The organism is Fibrisoma limi BUZ 3, assembly GCF_000296815.2.
GTDB lineage: Bacteria > Bacteroidota > Bacteroidia > Cytophagales > Spirosomataceae > Fibrisoma > Fibrisoma limi.
On record NZ_CAIT01000006.1, the window covers coordinates 743,807 to 760,875 of the forward strand.

Here is a 17,069-nt window from a genome sequence, read left to right on the forward strand (position 1 = left end):
AACGTACCGTACCGGCCTTAGTCCGTTCGGGTGCTCAGGAGCGCCCAGGCGATGAGCACCGGCTGAAAAAACAGCCGTACGAACCGCTTTCGATCCGTATCCAGCCCAAACCCATCCCGTTTGTTGACGTACTGGGAAATGTTGCCGGGAAACACCGCTCCGAAAAAAGCCGCCGTTACCCGGCCGACCGTCGGTTGGTGCGCTTCGTCGATCAGCAGCAGGCTGCTGCCCAGCGCGATTTCGGCTAGCCCCGAATACACGACCGTATCATCTTTGTCGAGGGGCACCCAGTCGGGTACCTGCGCCTGAAATTCCTGCCGGGCTGTGGTTAAATGACTGATTCCGGCGTAGAGCAATGCCCCGCCCAGGGTGAATCTGGCTACGTTCCTGACAAGCTTACTCATTCTGCGTTTCGCTCTGCTGTCTGTCCGTGCAGAGGCTCCCTACCTAACTCGTTTAGCCACACGGTGGTTTTCGGAACGGGTGTAGCCGCTTACCGAACCTGTACCTGCGATGGGTCATACAGCCGCTCCCAGTCCCGGCGCAGGATGGCGTAGAGGTATTCATCCTCAAACGCCCCGCGATCATTCAGGCCGGACTCGCGCATGATGCCTTCCAGTTGGAAGCCAGCCGTTTTTTCGATCGACCGTTTGGACGACAGGTTTGAGACGAAACAGCCGGTTTCGACCCGGTTCAGGCCCAGTATCGCAAACGCCAGGTAAAACAGGTGGGGTTTGCTACGGGGGGCTACGCCTTTGCCGCGCATGTGGATCAACGTATCGGCCCCGGTATAGCCCGTGCTGGCTTTCCCGGTGTCGATACCCAGCAGGCTCAGCCCCGCCAGTTCGTGGTTCAGCGTCGCATAGAAGCCGTACTTGGTCCGCTGGCCGTCTTCGTATTCGGGCAGGTAACTGTCGGCGATTTCCTGTAGCATTACGTCCGAGTCGGGATACCCCCGAAACAGATCGTACACCTGCGCTACGTTGTCGTCGGTGATGAGGTGCAGCGTGATGGAGTCAGCAGCCAGCGCGGTGAACATGGCAGTCAGGTTTACGGAAAGTAGCGTACAGCCGATACCAAGGTACTAAACGAAACGCCCGGTTCCAAAGCGGCATGGAGTTAACGAATTAATAACAGACTGATTCGCAATGAATTGCCAAAACTCGTCCATATTGAGCGGTTAACTACCCGTAAACCATCATTCATGGAAGCAAATCAGAAACCAACCATTGTCTTTGTGCATGGCCTGTGGGCCGATGGGTCCAGTTGGAATGCCGTGATCGAACCCCTGCAGGATGCCGGCTATACCGTCGTATCGGTGCAGAACCCCACTACCTCGTTTGACGACGACGTAACGGCCACCCGGCGGGCACTGGCCCGGATCGAAGGGCCGGTCGTGCTGGTCGGCCACTCGTGGGGTGGGTTCGTAATCACCGAAGCGGGCAACGATCCCAGGGTGAAGGCGCTGGTCTACGTAGCGGCTTTTGCGCCGGATGCCGGTGAATCGCTCATCGATCTGTTGAGTAAAGTGCCTCAGAATGCGCTCGGAAGCCACTTTGACGTAGCAGACGGGTTCATCAAGCTGACCTTCGAGGGCGTACAGCAATCCTTCGCCGGTGATCTGTCGGAGCCCGAGCAACGACTGATTTTTGCTACTCAGACCCCCGCATCGGAAACGGTGTTCGGGGCGAAAAACACCATCCAGGCCTGGAAAGACCGGCCGAGCTTTTACATTGTTGCGCGGCAGGACGGTGCCATTCCACCGGACCTGGAGCGGATGATGGCCAGTCATATCGGCGCTAAAACGATTGAAATCGACAGCAGCCACGTACCGATGATTTCTCAGCCCGAAGAGGTGCTGGACGTGATCCTGGAAGCGGCTGAGATTGAGTAGGACCAGTCAGACACCTACACGTTGTTACGGCGGCCTGTGGATGCACAGGCCGTTCGCTTTTGCCCATGGTCGTCGGTAGGGTCGTGGCTGCGGGCCAAACCTTTGTCTCCCCGGCCTGTTTAACAACCAGCGGGCCCGACAAACCCCACGCTATGCCCTGTGCGCACCCTCTGGACGTATCTCAAACCGTATCGCTGGTTAATGGCCGGTGCCCTGAGTCTGATCGGAACGGCGCAGGTGCTGGCCCTGATCGACCCCATTATCTTCGGGAAACTGATCGATGAGTTTGCCACCAATCCCCGGCCCCAATCCGAACAGGCGCAGATTCGCGGGGTGCTGCGCCTGCTGGCCCTGGCTCTCGGCGTGGCCCTGCTGTCGAACCTCGCCAAAGCCGCGGGCGACTACCTGACGCGGCTGGTCGTCCAGCGCTTTGGCACCGATATCTTCAACGATGGTCTGAAACAGACCCTGCGGCTGTCGTACGGGCAGTTCGGCGAGCAGAGCAGCGGGGTTACGCTGTCGGTCCTGCAAAAAATCCGCACCGACACCGAAAAGTTTGTCAACGCATTCGTCAACGTGCTGTTCTCGTCGGTGGTGGGGCTTGGATTCCTGATTTTTTACGCCATCACCAAACACTGGGCGCTGGTGCCGGTCTTTCTGATCGGCGGGTTGGTGCTGGGCGGGCTGACGGGGCGACTCAGTCAGGCCATCAAAACCACCCAGCGCCGGATCAACCGCGAAACGGCCCAACTGGCGGGCGTCATCACCGAATCCCTGCGCAACATCGAACTCATCAAAAGCCTGGGCCTGACCTTCCCCGAAATCCGGCGGCTGCGGGGGCAAACAGGGCGGATATTTGACCTGGAGATGCAGAAAGTCAGGCGGGTACGGGTGCTGACGTTCTGGCAAAGCACCACGCTTAACGTGCTGAAGCAGTCGGTGCTGTTTACGCTGCTGTGGCTGATCTTCCGGAGGGTGCTTAGTCCGGGCGAGCTGATTTCGATGCAGTTTATATCCGTAGCCATCTTCAACCCCCTCCAGGAAATCGGCAACATCATGCTGGCGTACCGCGAGGTGGAAGCCGGGCTGCACAGCTTCGACGAGCTGATGCGCAAACCCATCGAACGCAATCCGGAGTCGCCCCAGGAGGTGGGGCCCATCGAACGGATTCGGTTTGCCGATGTCGTATTCCGGCATTCGCCCGAGGGGCCCAACGCCCTCGACGGGGTATCGTTCGAAGCCCGGCTGGGGGATACCCTGGCGTTCGTGGGGCCGTCGGGGTCGGGCAAATCGACGCTGGTGAAGCTGCTGGTCGGGCTCTACCGGCCCGTCGACGGACAAATCTATTACAACGACATCGCCACCGCTGATCTGCGGTTTAACCCCATGCGCCGACAGATCGGCTTTGTGACGCAGGATACGCACCTGTTTTCGGGGACCATCCGCGATAACCTGCGGCTCGTGCAGCCCGAGGCCACCGACGAGGAGATGCTCGACGCCCTGAGTAAAGCCGCCTGCCTGACCCTGCTGAACCGGTCGGGGCTGGGGCTGGATACGCCCATCGGCGAAGGCGGTATGAAAATGTCGGGCGGGGAAAAACAACGGCTGGCCATTGCCCGGGCGCTGGTCCGTCGGCCGCGGCTGCTGATCTTCGACGAAGCGACCTCGGCGCTGGACTCCCTGACCGAAGAAGCCATTACCGATACGATGCGCCGGCTGTCGAGCCAGCAGGAGCAGATCACCATCCTGATCGCCCACCGGCTGTCGACCATTCTGCACGCAACGACCATCTGCGTGCTCGAAAAAGGCCGGATCGTGGAGATGGGGCGGCACGAGGAACTGGTCAGCGCAAAGGGACTCTACTACGCCATGTGGCGGCAGCAGATCGGCGAGCGGAAGACCGACGTAATCAATCCCATTCAGGAGGTCTGATGAAGTTGATCAGGCTGTTATTAGTCAATTAGTTTTATAGGGTATGTGACTTTTTTGGTCTCTCGTCGGTTGATAAACTATAGACTACCCAAAAAAGCCGAGCGATGAGACGACAACTGACCTACCTACTCGTGCTGTGGCTGGGTATGGTTTCGGCCTGTCGCAACGGCGCGGAAACGGAATCAGACCCGGCACAGCGCCCGACAACCACCGAAGCCAGCCCCGTACAGGACGGGTTCGATTACCCGGCAGCAGAAGCCCGACAACTGATCCGGACGTGGGTGGATTCGACCGGATTAACGAAAGACCTGCCCAAAATCAGCGGGCCGCGGGTGGCTGATTACCTTTTTGCGTTTTACAGCAACCGGACTTTCGAACCAGCCTGGACGCCCGAAACGGCGGGGGCGCTACTGAATCAGATCGAACAGCTTGACGAGGAAGGCCTCAATCCCGACGCGTTTCCGCACGGGGAGCTACGTCGGCTGATCGACGCCATAACCAGCCAGCAGGCCGATGCCGAAACCGGGGCTACCCTGGATGTACTGCTATCGGCTACGTACCTGAAACTGGCGGATATGATTGCCACCGGAAAGGTGAAACCCGGTAAGCTCTCGGCCTCCTGGCACATTAAACCCCAAAAACCCGATACGTTATCTACCCATCTTCAGCAGGCCGTGGCCGGGCAGGTAGGACCGTCGCTGGATGCGTTCCGCCCCCAGTTCGACCAGTACGAAACGCTACAGAAACACCTGAACACGTACCGTACCATACTCGACCAGGGAGGCTGGGAGCCTATTGAAACCGGTAAAGCCCTGCAGCCCGGCGATTCGTCCCGTCGGGTGGTTGCCATCCGGAACCGGCTCCACCGAACCGGCGATCTGGAAACCAACCCTGACAACTGGGAACGCCCGGCGGTGTACGATACGGCGATGCTGGCGGCCGTAAACCGCTACCAGACCCGGAATGGCCTGGTCGTCGAACCAGCGATCAACGACCGGATGGTTGCCGCCATGAACGTACCGGTCGATACCCGGCTGAAGCAGATCATGCTCAACCTCGACCGGATTCGGTGGTTCTCGACCGGTGCCATGCCCCAGCGGTACGTGCTGGTCAACATTCCGGCCTACCAGGTACGCATCGTGGACGGCGGGCAGACCATCCGGCAGATGAAGGTCGTGGTCGGCACGGCCATGAACGCGACGCCGATTTTCAGCGATAAGATCGAATACGCTGAGTTTTCGCCGTACTGGAACGTACCGAACAGCATTGCGCAGAAAGAACTGTGGCCAAAGATCAGAAAGAGCCGGAGCTACCTGCGTCGCCACCACTACGAAATTCTCGACGGCTGGGGCAGCGACGCCCGGGTTGTGAGTCGGAGCCGGGTAAACTGGAACAAGCTCGACGCGTACCGAATCCGGCAGAAACCCGGCCCCTGGAACGCCCTGGGATTGGTTAAGTTCATGTTTCCGAACGAATTTGCCGTTTACCTGCACGACACCCCCGCCGACCAGCTTTTTGACCGTACCCACCGGGCGTTTAGCCACGGGTGCGTTCGGGTGGAGGACCCGGCCTGGTTTGCCGACTGGCTGTTTCCGCAGTTTGACCGCAAAACCGTGGAGGAGATGATGACCAACAACCGGCGGCAGGTCGTGCGGCTGGAGGAGAAAATCCCGGTTTATATCCTGTATCAGACGGCGTTTACCGACCGCGAAGGCCGCATTAATTTCCGGGAGGATACGTACGGTCTCGACAAACGACTGACCCCCGAATTTGACAGTCTGTTGTAAGGCCGGTGGGCTACGGGAAGCTGGCTTCCGATCCATTATACGTACCCGATGGGCAAAGGTTTTAGCGTCGGCAGGCAGGAGATGTACGGGGCTGGCGGCTTTAGACTAAACGTACACCTTTTGTTCCATCGTCCTGTGTCAGCGCAACTTACCCCCGAAGCTCAATTAGCCGACGTAATGCGGGAGCATTACAACAGGCTGTATGACTACGGGTTAAAACTGACCAACGGGGATGAGGATACCACGAAAGACTGCATCCAGGAAACCTTTCTGGCCTACTGGCATCATGCCGCCGACTGGGCAACCATCCAGTCGGTGAAAGCTTATCTGCTCGTTACGCTCCGCAACCGCATCATCGACCACCAGCGGCAGCAGCACCGCTTTGTGCCGACGGTGTTCTGGGCAGACTCCAATGAAATGGCGACCCAGCCCGACTTCATGTTTTCGCCCGAAGACTTTATGATTCAGGAAGCGACCCGAACCGAACGGTCAAGGTTGCTGGCGGAAGCCCTCAACGGCCTGACCCGCCGACAGCGGGAAGCGGTTTTTCTGCGGTACCTCCAGGAAATGGACTACGCCGACATGGCGCAGGTGATGGGCGTACAGGAGCGAACGGTGTACAACCTCGTTCATGAAGGGCTGAACGCCCTGCGGCAGCGGTTGCCGCCCGCCTGGCTGCTCCGATTAGCGGGCTGGCTATTGTCTTCGGTATTTATCCAATAAAAAATTTACAAAAAACCGGTAAAAGCGCCGTCGGGATTCGTCTTGTCGAAAAAAAGGCATGAAATCCGAAGGCTTTACTTCGTTTGACCTGGTCGACAATCCGTCGTTTCGGGCGTATGTCGACGGCAGCGATCCCGAAGCGGTTCGCTTCTGGACCGACTGGGTGGCGCAGCATCCGGATCGACAACACGACGTTGCCGAAGCGACCCGGATCGTTCGGGCGCTGGGGGATTACCGTCCCCGCGGGCTGACACCCGATCAGATCGACGCCGAAATCCGGCAGTTGCAGGAAAAACTAGCTACACCCGTGGCTGAGGTCCGTCCCCTCTGGCACCGGGCATGGCTCTGGCAGGCGGCCGCTACGTTTATCCTGGCGATGGGACTGCTGAGCGGCTGGTGGTACCTACGCCAGCGGACCGACTCAACCCCCGTTGCCGACCGGATGACGAACGCGGCCCAACCGGCGGCCCCTCCGCTACCTGCGCCGGAGGGTACGGCAGCCGACACCGGCCCGCTCTCGTACCGGACCGGATTCGGCGAACGGCGGACGGTAACCCTGCCCGATGGTTCGGTGGTCAGGCTCAACGCCAATTCGGAACTGGCCCTGGCATCCGACTGGTCGCCGGGCAACCGGGAAGTGATCCTGACCGGCGAAGCGTTTTTTCAGGTGCAGAAACAGCAGCACGACGGCAAGCGGGTCAAATTCATCGTGCGGGCCGCCAACGTAGCGGTAGAGGTACTGGGTACGACCTTCGACGTATCGACCCGCAACCGCAAGGTAAAGGTAGTCCTGAACGAAGGCAAGATTCGCCTGAACGTAGCCCAGCGCACCCTCGACCTGCAACCGGGCGATCTGGTGGAGGTAAATAAAAGCCAGGCCATTACGCTGCGCAGCCGTATCGAACCCGAAGAACACTCCGCCTGGACGGCTGATGAACTGGTCTTCGATGAAACCCCGCTCTCGGACATTGCCCAACTGATCGAAAACAACTACGGCTACCGCGTTGCCTTTACTGATCCCGCGCTGGCTCGTCGACGACTGACGGCCACCGTGCCCGATCCCAGCCTGGACGTGCTGCTGTCGGCGCTTGAAAAAGCGTTCTCCCTCAACATTACCCGCCAGGATAAAACCCTGTTGATTCAGTCTGCCCGCGTATCCAAACCCTAATCTGTAACCTTTATGAACACGCATCTACGCTTATTTGTCCTTTTGTCTGCAACCGTCTGGAGCTGGTTGCCGGTGGGGCTGGTCCCGGTCCAGGGGCAGCCGCTGCTGGCCAGAAATGCCCACCAGACCAGCCGCGATACGGCACCGGGCCGTGCCATACCCCTGCGGCAGGCGCTGAAAGACCTGGAAAGTCGCCATAACGTACGCTTCGGGTACGACAGCCGCCTGCTCGACGGCAAACCGCTGGTGACTCCCGTTACGGCTGCCGACGTACCTGCGGCACTGGAAACCTTGTTGACTCCGCTGGGACTCACCTACGAACAGGTGAGCAGCCGTCTGTTCATACTCCGCGAAAAGCCGGTTCCGGAAGCGCCCGGATCGGTTGTGCAGGACCGGCGGGTCAGTGGTGTGGTTACCTCAACGGACAACGACCAGCCGTTGCCGGGGGTGAGCGTCACCATCAAAGGAACGAACCGGGGCACGACTACGGACGCGGAAGGACGATACACGCTGAGTGTGCCGGAGGGGAACGTAACGCTGGTGTTCTCGTTCGTCGGCTACACCCCCCAGGAGGTTACCGTCGGCAACCAGAGCACCATTAGCCCGACCCTGGCACCAGATAACCGCGCCCTGAACGAAGTAGTGGTGGTGGGCTACGGAACCGCCCAGCAGCGGGACCTCACCAGTGCTATTACGTCGCTAAAAGCCAAAGACTTACAGAATCAGCCCGTTACCAGCCCGGATGCGTTGCTGCAGGGGAAAGCCGCCGGGGTACAGGTCGTGCAGAACTCGGGTACACCGGCCGGCGAAATCTTTATCCGCATTCGGGGAACGGCCTCGCTGCTGGGCGAAACGCGGCCCCTCTACGTCGTAGATGGGGTGCCGCTCAACAACTTCGGCGGTACCGTACTCGACGCGGGCGGGCAGCGCCAGTCAGCACTGGCCGACCTGAACCCGAACGACATTGAAAGTATCGACATCCTGAAAGATGCGGCTGCAGCCGCTATCTATGGCGCGCGGGGCAGCAACGGCGTAGTATTGATTACCACGAAACGGGGGAAAGCCGGTAAACCCCGGTTCAGCTTCGATGCCTATACGGGCGTACAGAGCGTGACCAAACGGCTCGATCTGCTCAACGGCGATCAGTTTGTGGAACTCCTGCGCGAATCATTGACCAACCGGGGGCGCAATCCGCTGACGGAGAGTCCGTTTAACCAGGTGCAGCCAACTGGGATCAATACCGACTGGCAGGATGAAATTTTCCGGACGGCCCCCATCAGCAACTACAACCTTTCCATAGCCGGGGGCAACGAACGGACCAGCAGCTTTGTGTCACTGGGGTATTTCCGCCAGAAGGGCACCATTATTGGTCAGGATTACAAGCGCTACAACCTGCGGGTGAACCTCGACTACCAGGCGACCGACAAGCTGAAGCTCGGTACCAGCACCTTACTGAGCAATGCGCTGCAGGACCGGGTTGCCAATGATTTCAGCGGCTTTTCGATCCTGGGCAATGCCCTGACGCGGAATCCTAACCTGCCCGTTCGGAATCCGGACGGCACGTATCCGCTGGACCCGCTGCTGAACGAAAATCCGGTCATGCTGGCCAATGATATCCTGTTCCAGAGCAACCAGAAGCGGGTTATTTCCAACCTGTACGCCGAGTATCAGATCCTGAAAAACCTGACGTTCCGCAGTACCTTCGGTGTTGATTTCCTCGACGACCGGCAGGAGCGTTTTGTGCCAAGCTACGTGATTGCCCGGCAGAACCGCGCCGAAGCCCTGGCCGTGGACAGCGACCAGTTTACGTGGCTGAGCGACAATACGCTGACGTATCGGCAGCAGTTTGGCGCGCACACTATTTCGGTGCTGGCGGGGTTTGGGGTGCAGAAGTCGCAGGCCAATTTCCTCCAGGCAGGCGGGCAGACGGCCGGGTCGAACATCATCAAGACCATCGCGATTGCTGATCCGTACATTCCGCAGCACTCCATTTCGGAATGGGCGCTGTTGTCGTATTTTGGCCGGGCCAGTTATAATTACAAGGACAAGTATCTGGCCGATGCCAGTTTCCGGGTCGATGGATCGAGCCGGTTCGGGGCCAACAAACGGTACGGGATCTTCCCGGCGCTGTCGGCCGGCTGGCGAATCTCGGAGGAGCCGTTCCTGAAAACCAATACGTTCATCAGTGACCTGAAGCTGCGGGCGGGCTACGGCGTGACGGGCAATCAGGAAGGCCTGGGCGGTAATTACCCGGCCCTGGCGCTCTACGGCACCGGCCGGAACTACGACGGCAACCCCGGCATCGGTCAGGCCAACATTTCGAACCCCGAACTAGGCTGGGAGTCAACGGCAGCGGCCAACATTGGGCTGGACGTCGGCGTACTTAACAACCGCATCAGTCTGACCGCCGAAGCTTATCTGAAACGCACCCGCGATCTGATTTTCGAACGCCAACTGCCGTTTACGTCGGGTTTTGGCAGTATCAGCAACGCCAACATCGGCACCATGGATAACCGGGGGCTGGAGTTCACCCTGAATACGGTCAACGTGAACGGACCGTTTAAGTGGACCACCAACGTCAATATCTCCTTCAACCGAAACCGCATTACGTTCCTGCCGAACAACGGCGCGCTCGGATCGGACTTTATTTTCAAATTGCCGGATGCGTACGGCGTTGAAGGCCCGTACAGTATCTACCGCATCGGCCAGCCGGTGGGTAATTTCTACGGGTATCGGTACCTCGGCGTGTATGCGAGCGATGAGGACGTACCCCGGATTCCCGACCCGGAGAACCGCATCACCGATCTCTACGAGCGGGGTGTCCGCGGGGGAGAGGCCGCTTTCCTGGACGTCAACAACGACGGATTCATTTCCCGGGATGCCGACCGGGTGATCATTGGCAATGCGCTGCCCCGGCACATTGGAGGCATTACCAATACGATCAGCTACAAAGGGTTCGAACTGAGTGCCGTTGTCAACTGGTCGTACGGCAACCAGATCTACAACATGACGCGCGGGGTTCTGACGGGGATGATCGAAGATTTGAACCAGAGTACCGAAGTGCTCCGACGCTGGCGGAAACCGGGCGACATCACCGACGTACCCAAAGCGCTGTACGGCTCGTCGTCGGTGAGCGGTGCCGCCCCGACCGACGTTTCCGATCGTTACCTGGAGGACGGTTCATTCCTGCGCTTCCGTAACATTACGCTGGGGTATAGTCTGCCGCAGCCACTTATCCAGCGCATCGGCCTGACGGCCGCCCGGGTGTACGTCAGCGGCCAGAACCTGATTACGCTGACCAACTACAGCGGGTTTGATCCCGAAAGCCAGAATACCGGCGGAGGGCGTATTCCGTCGCTGGGCGTTGATTACCTCACCCAGCCGCAGGCACGGGTGGTTACAGTCGGCTTAAGTGTAGGCTTTTAAACTCTGTTCTAAACCATGAAAACCGTTTATAAACTTACAATCCTGTCGGCGCTGCTGAGTCTTTCGTCCTGTGGAGACATTCTGGAGCTGACACCACCGAGTTCTATTGTTGCCGAAAATTTCTGGCAGACAGCGGGTGATGCGGAAGCGGGGCTGATGAACGCCTACAACTCCATGCAGAACTCGATGACGCAAAACTTTATTATCGTGCCGCTGGTGCTGGCCGATGATGCCCGCGCCAATAGTGGTGGTAACTTTACCCGCCACGAAGCCTTTGTCGCGACGCCGGTACACGGTAACATTCTGGATCACTGGCGGGAGGTGTATGCCGCCGTGCACGGGGCCAACGACGTACTGGCCAACGTACCAACCATCAACGATCCGGCGCTCCAGAAAGACCGGGTGCTGGGGGAAGCGTATTTCATCCGGGGCTGGGCCTTTTTCCAACTGACGCGGCTCTGGGGTAAGATTCCGCTGCCGCTGCAGCCATCCAAATCGGCCACCCAGGATTTTCAGCTTCGACGTAGTGAGGTGCCGGAGGTATACGCCCAGATTATAAAAGACCTGCAGGAGGCTGAGCGGCTGCTGCCTGCCACGCATCCCGGGAATAACCGCGCCCGGCCCGCCAAAGGCTCAGCGCAGGCGTGGCTCGCCAAGGTGTACCTGCAGCGAAATGCGCAGGGCGACTACGCACTGGCCCTGGCCGAGTGCGAAAAAGTGATGGCCGATGCTCAGTACCGGCTCGTACCGGGTGCCAACTTCGGCGATCTGTTTGCGGTCGGGAAGCAGAATACGACTGAGACTATCTTCGAAATGTCGTTCCGGCCGAACCGCTCGACTGAGGGTCATGATCTCGATAACGAAACGGTGCCCTTTACGGGGGCGGGCTTTCGGATGCGTCCGGAAACCAAAATTGTCAACGCGTTTCAGGCCAGTACCGGCGACCTTCGGGCGGCCGTCAGTTTGGGTACGCATAACAACAACCGGTACATCCGGAAGTATGAGGCCGCTCCGCCAACGACCAACATCCGGGGCAATCAGACCACCAATATTGTCTATCTGCGGCTGGCCGACATCATCCTGCTCCGGGCGGAATGCCTCAACGAACTGGGGCGCACCGCCGAGGCCATTCCGTTCCTGAACCAGATCCGGACGCGGGCGGGCCTGCAGCCAACTACGGCTACCACGCAGGCGCAGGTGAAACAGGCCATTGAGGATGAACGCTTCCTCGAACTGGCGTTTGAGCCACACCGCTGGTACGATCTCGTCCGCTGGAACAAGGCGGTCGGCACGGTAGCCAACCTGACCGAAGCCAACCGGGCTCGTATCCTCTGGCCCGTACCTTCCCGCGAACTGGACCTGAATCCAAATCTGGACCAGAACCCGAGTTACTGACGAACCAACCCCGCAGGGTACTACGTGTCCGGGTAAAACCTGGCGGGGTTGGTATAAATCTAAAACGATGCAACGCAGAAATTTTCTTAAAACGACCGCCCTGGGCGTGGGTTCGCTGTATGCGGGCCTGCCCGCGCTGGCTCACGCCGGCGACGTTCCCAAGGACATCAAAATCAAGAGTGTGAAGGGGATTGTGTTTCAGGATGGCTATGACCGGGGCGTGTATGTCCGCGTCGAGGCTACCGATGGCACCGTGGGGTGGGGCGAAAGCAGTGCCAACGGCATCCGGGCGGTGCAGACCATCATCAACGATTTGCTGGCCCCGCAGGTGGTTGGGCAAAGCCCGTTCGATACCGAAATGCTTTGGGAGCAGATGTTCTGGAAGAATGTCGACCTGGGATCGGGCGGGATACTGACCTATGCCATCGCCGGTGTTGACTGTGCCCTGTGGGATTTGAAAGGCAAACTGCTGGGTGTGCCCGTCCACAACCTGATTGGCGGGAAATTCCGCGACCGCGTGCCGGCCTATGCGGGCTTCCGGCTCAAGGGCGGTGCCGTTCCGCTTCCCGAGGCTATCAAGCAAGCCGTCAAACTAGCCGAAAAAGGGTTCAAACGGCTTAAAATCAGGGCACAGATACGGGAGTACAACATCAATCCGAAAAACGACCCCTGCCTTAAATACTATACGGCCATTCGGAAAGAACTGCCCGACAGCGTGGATTTATTTCTGGATCCCAACGAAGGGTACACCGGCTACCGGGCCATTGAAGTTGGTAAAACGCTGGAGGGGATGGGTATGAAATTTTACGAAAGTCCCTGCCCCAACGAAAACCTCGAAGACCTCGCTACGGTGGTTGATGCGCTGACGATTCCGGTGATGGCGGGCGAAAAATGTTACACGCGCTGGATGGTCGAAAGCCTCATTAAAATCGGGAAACCCGACATCATCAACACCGATTTTATCAAGTCGGGGGGCATCACCGAAGGACTGAAAATTTGCCACGTGGCCGGGCTGTACCACAAACAGATTGTGCCGCACAACACCAAACCGATGCAGGGCAGCGCGGCCACCATGCAGATCCTGGCCGCCATTCCCAACTGCGGCCCGATGGTCGAATACATTGAAGCCGACCTGTACAAAACCATCTGTTCGGTATTTGACGAGGGCATTCAGTTTCAGGATGGCGACATGCTGCTGCCCAAAGGCAACGGGCTGGGGCTGGTGATCAACGAGAAACGGGCCAAGGCGCTGTTTGGGTATTGAGAGAAGTTGCCTTAATCTTTGACTAAGCCCGTGTTTGGCTGACACCCGGCAGAAGCACAACCGACCGCATCTGAGAGACGTATGAACCCGTACCGACTTCTTTTCTTTTCGTGTTACATCGCCCTTCGTACGGTTGTCGGTGTGCAGGCAAACGCGGACCCGATCCGCTGGAACCTGGCCGCCTACAAAGCACAACCGGGCCTGACGGCCACCGTGCGGGCCGATACCCTGCTGTTGGCCTGGGCCGGTGGTGTTAACGCCGACTACCGGGCCTATTTTGTGGTGGATCAGGGTACGCCTAAACTGGCCAGACTGGCCGTTCGTAAACAAGGCGGCAACTGGAAACGGCTGGCTACCCAACTGACGCCTGAATACCGGGTTGCCTCGGCCATCCGGCGCGTGACCCAGCAACAAACCGAACCCCTCGAAAAATTAGGCATACCCCTGACCGAACGTACCCTGAATGCCATCAAGTGGGACGCCTTCTGGGATGCCCCCCTGCTTACGGGCAATGTGCCGCCCCTGTCTCACAAAACTGCCATCCCGGCGTTCGCCCGGTTTGCCAACCATCCGGGTATGCCCCGACTGGCGAGCGAGATCAAACGCGTAACAGCCACGTATCAGGTAACAGAAGGCGCGGTACGTACCAACGGGGCAAGGATGGAAATCCGGTTCGACGGCGTTCAGGCAGGCATTTTTAGCGGGTATTTGCAATATGACATTTTCCGCGGGTCCGGCCTGATCCGGCAAACGCTGATGGCTAAAACCGAAGACCCGTCCGTGGCCTTCAAATTCGACGCGGGCCTGTCGGGGATGCCCCGACACCAATCAACGCGTCTGCTCTGGCGCGACCTGGGCCGCCATTGGCAACAGGTGCGTTTCGGAACACCACCCGATAAAGCGCCCGTCACCGTCAAAAGCAGCAACCGGCTCATAGCGGTCGAAACCGAAGCCGGGTCAATGGCCGTGTTTCCACCCCCGCACAGTTTTTTCTGGGCCCGCGAAACTGAGCAGAACTTAGGTTATAGCTGGTACCGGACCGACTCCGCCCAGACGTTTTCGTTGGGCATTCGGCAGGCCGACTATGAAGAGGACCCGCATTTCTCCCACAATTTCGCCCTGTACAGTGCCCGGCCCGGTACGTGGCAGCGGATGCCTATGTTTATTCTGCTGAGTCCGGATTCGGGAGAGCAGGTGATCGAACAGGCGCTGGCTTACACCCACCACGATTTTTTTAAGCCGCTACCCGGCTACAAAGTGATGGGCTATCATTACCACGTAGGCCTGGTGAAACGATTTACCGACGCGGGCGGCTCGGGTCGGATCAACGATATTGAAGCGATTAAAAGCGTCGGCATCAATTTGTTCGGGGTGATTGATGGGGTTCGGGGGGAGGCCCGTAACGCCGTGGACGACTCGTTTTTGGAGGCCCAGGCGACCTATTATCAGACCGCCCGGCTGCATTCCGACAAGGATTTTCTGCTGATGCCACACGACGAAAACAGCACAGACGGCCGTAGTTACGAGTTGGGCGGGCATCACGATCTGCTGCTTTCCAAACCGGTATTCTGGCGGAACACCCGAAAACCGGGTCAGCCGCTTGTGGAACAACACCCGAAATACGGCCCGGTGTACAACCTGGGTAGCCCGGCCGATCTGATGGCGATGACTGAACGGGAAAACGCACTGATCTCCATGCCTCACCCGCGCACAAAAGGGTCAACCGGCTACCCCGATGCGATTAAAGACACACCCCATTTCCTCCATGAACGGTATTTTGGATTAGGCTACCGCTGGGGCATGGGCATTGATGCCTCCGAAAGCAGGCTTGGCGAATACCGGTTTATTGCCTTGTGGGACGAAGTAAACAACTGGATGACGGCCCGCAACCGGCCGTTGAAGCACGTGATGGCCATTTCCGAAACACGGTCCGACTACGGAGAGCGGGGCAAGCCACCCTACGATGACATCTACGGCATGTCGCCGGTGAACTACGTAAAAATTGATCGCGTGCCTACGGTCGATGATATGTCGCCGGTTATCAAGGCCCTGAAGGAAGGAGCGTTTTTTGTCACGTCCGGCGAAGTGCTCATTACGTCGTTCGCCCTCACCGGTACGGGTGAACAGAGACGGCTGACGGCCGACGTTGAATGGACGTTCCCGCTCGATTTTGTCGAGGTTGTCTGGGGGGATGGCGTACAGACGCACCGCAACGTAATCCCCACAACAGACCTCCCCCCATTCGGTAAAAAGCGGTTTACCATTCCGTTCGATCCAACCGGCAAGAAGTGGGTTCGGTTTGCCGCCTGGGACGTAGCAACCAACGGGGCAATGGGGCAGCCCCAGCGGCTGGAGCCTGATCCAACGACCAGACAGTAAGAAAAAGCGCGAACATGAAATACAGCTTTAGTATAGCGGGGTGGTTAGGGCTGGCTCTACAGTTGCCGGTAACCCAACAGGTGCCAGGCGTTCGTAGTGAGCATACTACCCAACAAACCTCTACCCGTACCACCGGCCTGAAACTGTCGCTGCTGCAACAGATTCCTACCCGCAACGTAGTGGCTTCGTATGCAGGGGCTGATAAAGGCGCGGGCAATACGTCCGTAAATTTTGAGAGCGAGAACACGTACAAATGGTCGGGCGGCTCACCTTATACGGCCGACAGTTGGGGGTATTTTACACCCGATGGCCGTGAGTTGCCTTACATCAAACGTGACCGCGACCTGGGGCAAACGTTCCAATACACCGGAAAAACGCCAAAAACCTTAACGGCCATTACGGTTGCCACCGGCTACGGTACCAACGCCGTTCGCCCAAACACCTACGGCGCGGGCTTATCTGTTCAGGTCTTTGCCGTATCGGGCGAGCCGGTGCTGAACGACAATGGCTCCGGCCCCGGAACCGAAGCTTTTCATGGTTTTCCGCATAACCGCCTTGCGGATTCAATTCCTCATACCCGCGACGATTATTTCACAGGCGAGGCCTACACCTCGCTGGCCGTGTTTTCGGGTGCGACGTTTCCGGGCAGGAGGGCCTTTGGTTTTGCCGGACCCGCACCGGCGGACCGGCCGTACCGTACCGACACCGAAGTCGTTCCGCCCGATCACCCAAAGCTGAAAGGTCGGCTGCTTCGGTTTGCATTGCCCGCCGACAAGCTCATAACACTGATGCCGGGCAAGCAATACGCATTTCTTATTATGCTGGACAAAATGGCCCCCAACTGCGGCTTCACGCTGGCCAACAACTATTACGGCAAGTACCCGGACGGTCACGGTATCCGGCGCGATGGGAATGGTGTATTTCCGCCCGTTGCGGCTGATCCAACGCGACCATTCACTGATCCTTCCAACGCGGAAGCCTATGCGTCGGCTCATTTTCCCGCTGACCTTGCCCAGCGAACGGCTATTCCCCCCGGTACCAATGGCTATCCCGACGTCTGTACCTGGCGGGACCTGTTGTTTTATATTGAAGCGAAGTAAC

12 protein-coding genes are annotated in these 17,069 nt (G+C 58.6%); 10 read left to right on the plus strand and 2 right to left on the minus strand.

The window, feature by feature from the left end; all coding sequences use genetic code 11:
* Positions 1-17: 17 nt before the first annotated feature.
* Positions 18-404: a DoxX family protein gene (locus BN8_RS11065; RefSeq protein WP_009281949.1), complete on the minus strand. Its 387-nt coding sequence runs from the start codon at positions 402-404 to the stop codon at positions 18-20.
* Between the two features lie 89 nt (positions 405-493).
* Positions 494-1,039, minus strand: coding sequence for a GNAT family N-acetyltransferase (locus BN8_RS11070; protein ID WP_009281950.1), 546 nt, complete (start codon positions 1,037-1,039; stop codon positions 494-496).
* 165 nt (positions 1,040-1,204) lie between these two features.
* Here BN8_RS11070 and BN8_RS11075 point away from each other — a divergent pair, with 165 nt between their 5' ends.
* The 10 genes from BN8_RS11075 (at position 1,205) to BN8_RS11120 (ending at position 17,068) form a co-directional block, all read left to right on the plus strand.
* A complete protein-coding gene (locus BN8_RS11075; RefSeq protein WP_009281951.1) occupies positions 1,205-1,894 on the plus strand; it encodes an alpha/beta fold hydrolase in 690 nt (229 codons plus the stop codon).
* 159 nt (positions 1,895-2,053) lie between these two features.
* Positions 2,054-3,826, plus strand: coding sequence for an ABC transporter ATP-binding protein (locus tag BN8_RS11080; RefSeq protein WP_009281952.1), 1,773 nt, complete (start codon positions 2,054-2,056; stop codon positions 3,824-3,826).
* Between the two features lie 104 nt (positions 3,827-3,930).
* Complete coding sequence (locus BN8_RS11085) at positions 3,931-5,613, plus strand: L,D-transpeptidase family protein (protein ID WP_009281953.1); 1,683 nt, start codon at positions 3,931-3,933, stop codon at positions 5,611-5,613.
* A 135-nt stretch (positions 5,614-5,748) separates the two neighbouring features.
* Positions 5,749-6,336, plus strand: a complete 588-nt coding sequence (locus BN8_RS11090) for an RNA polymerase sigma factor (protein WP_192579042.1) — start codon at positions 5,749-5,751, stop codon at positions 6,334-6,336.
* A gap of 58 nt (positions 6,337-6,394) precedes the next feature.
* Complete coding sequence (locus tag BN8_RS31660; RefSeq protein WP_009281955.1) at positions 6,395-7,504, plus strand: FecR family protein; 1,110 nt, start codon at positions 6,395-6,397, stop codon at positions 7,502-7,504.
* A gap of 12 nt (positions 7,505-7,516) precedes the next feature.
* A complete protein-coding gene (locus BN8_RS11100; RefSeq protein ID WP_009281956.1) occupies positions 7,517-10,930 on the plus strand; it encodes a SusC/RagA family TonB-linked outer membrane protein in 3,414 nt (1,137 codons plus the stop codon).
* 15 nt (positions 10,931-10,945) lie between these two features.
* Positions 10,946-12,325, plus strand: a complete 1,380-nt coding sequence (locus BN8_RS11105; protein ID WP_009281957.1) for a RagB/SusD family nutrient uptake outer membrane protein — start codon at positions 10,946-10,948, stop codon at positions 12,323-12,325.
* Between the two features lie 67 nt (positions 12,326-12,392).
* Entirely contained in the window at positions 12,393-13,589 is a 1,197-nt protein-coding gene (locus BN8_RS11110) for a mandelate racemase/muconate lactonizing enzyme family protein (protein ID WP_009281958.1), read from the plus strand.
* Positions 13,590-13,670: 81 nt separating this feature from the next.
* Positions 13,671-15,968 (plus strand): CehA/McbA family metallohydrolase domain-containing protein, encoded by a 2,298-nt coding sequence (locus BN8_RS11115; protein WP_009281959.1) that lies wholly within the window; start codon positions 13,671-13,673, stop codon positions 15,966-15,968.
* A 14-nt stretch (positions 15,969-15,982) separates the two neighbouring features.
* The gene (locus BN8_RS11120; RefSeq protein ID WP_009281960.1) at positions 15,983-17,068 is read left to right on the plus strand and encodes a hypothetical protein; all 1,086 of its coding nucleotides are present in this window, start codon (positions 15,983-15,985) and stop codon (positions 17,066-17,068) included.
* Position 17,069 lies beyond the last annotated feature (1 nt).

What these genes read in the sequence shown, in the direction of transcription:
- BN8_RS11120 (WP_009281960.1), top strand. Translation starts at nt 15,983, where the DNA reads ATGAAATACAGCTTTAGTATAGCGGGGTGGTTAGGGCTGGCTCTACAG.
- BN8_RS11070 (WP_009281950.1), bottom strand. Translation starts at nt 1,039, where the DNA reads ATGTTCACCGCGCTGGCTGCTGACTCCATCACGCTGCACCTCATCACC.
- BN8_RS11075 (WP_009281951.1), top strand. Translation starts at nt 1,205, where the DNA reads ATGGAAGCAAATCAGAAACCAACCATTGTCTTTGTGCATGGCCTGTGG.
- BN8_RS11065 (WP_009281949.1), bottom strand. Translation starts at nt 404, where the DNA reads ATGAGTAAGCTTGTCAGGAACGTAGCCAGATTCACCCTGGGCGGGGCA.
- BN8_RS11110 (WP_009281958.1), top strand. Translation starts at nt 12,393, where the DNA reads ATGCAACGCAGAAATTTTCTTAAAACGACCGCCCTGGGCGTGGGTTCG.
- BN8_RS11085 (WP_009281953.1), top strand. Translation starts at nt 3,931, where the DNA reads ATGAGACGACAACTGACCTACCTACTCGTGCTGTGGCTGGGTATGGTT.
- BN8_RS11105 (WP_009281957.1), top strand. Translation starts at nt 10,946, where the DNA reads ATGAAAACCGTTTATAAACTTACAATCCTGTCGGCGCTGCTGAGTCTT.
- BN8_RS11115 (WP_009281959.1), top strand. Translation starts at nt 13,671, where the DNA reads ATGAACCCGTACCGACTTCTTTTCTTTTCGTGTTACATCGCCCTTCGT.
- BN8_RS31660 (WP_009281955.1), top strand. Translation starts at nt 6,395, where the DNA reads ATGAAATCCGAAGGCTTTACTTCGTTTGACCTGGTCGACAATCCGTCG.
- BN8_RS11100 (WP_009281956.1), top strand. Translation starts at nt 7,517, where the DNA reads ATGAACACGCATCTACGCTTATTTGTCCTTTTGTCTGCAACCGTCTGG.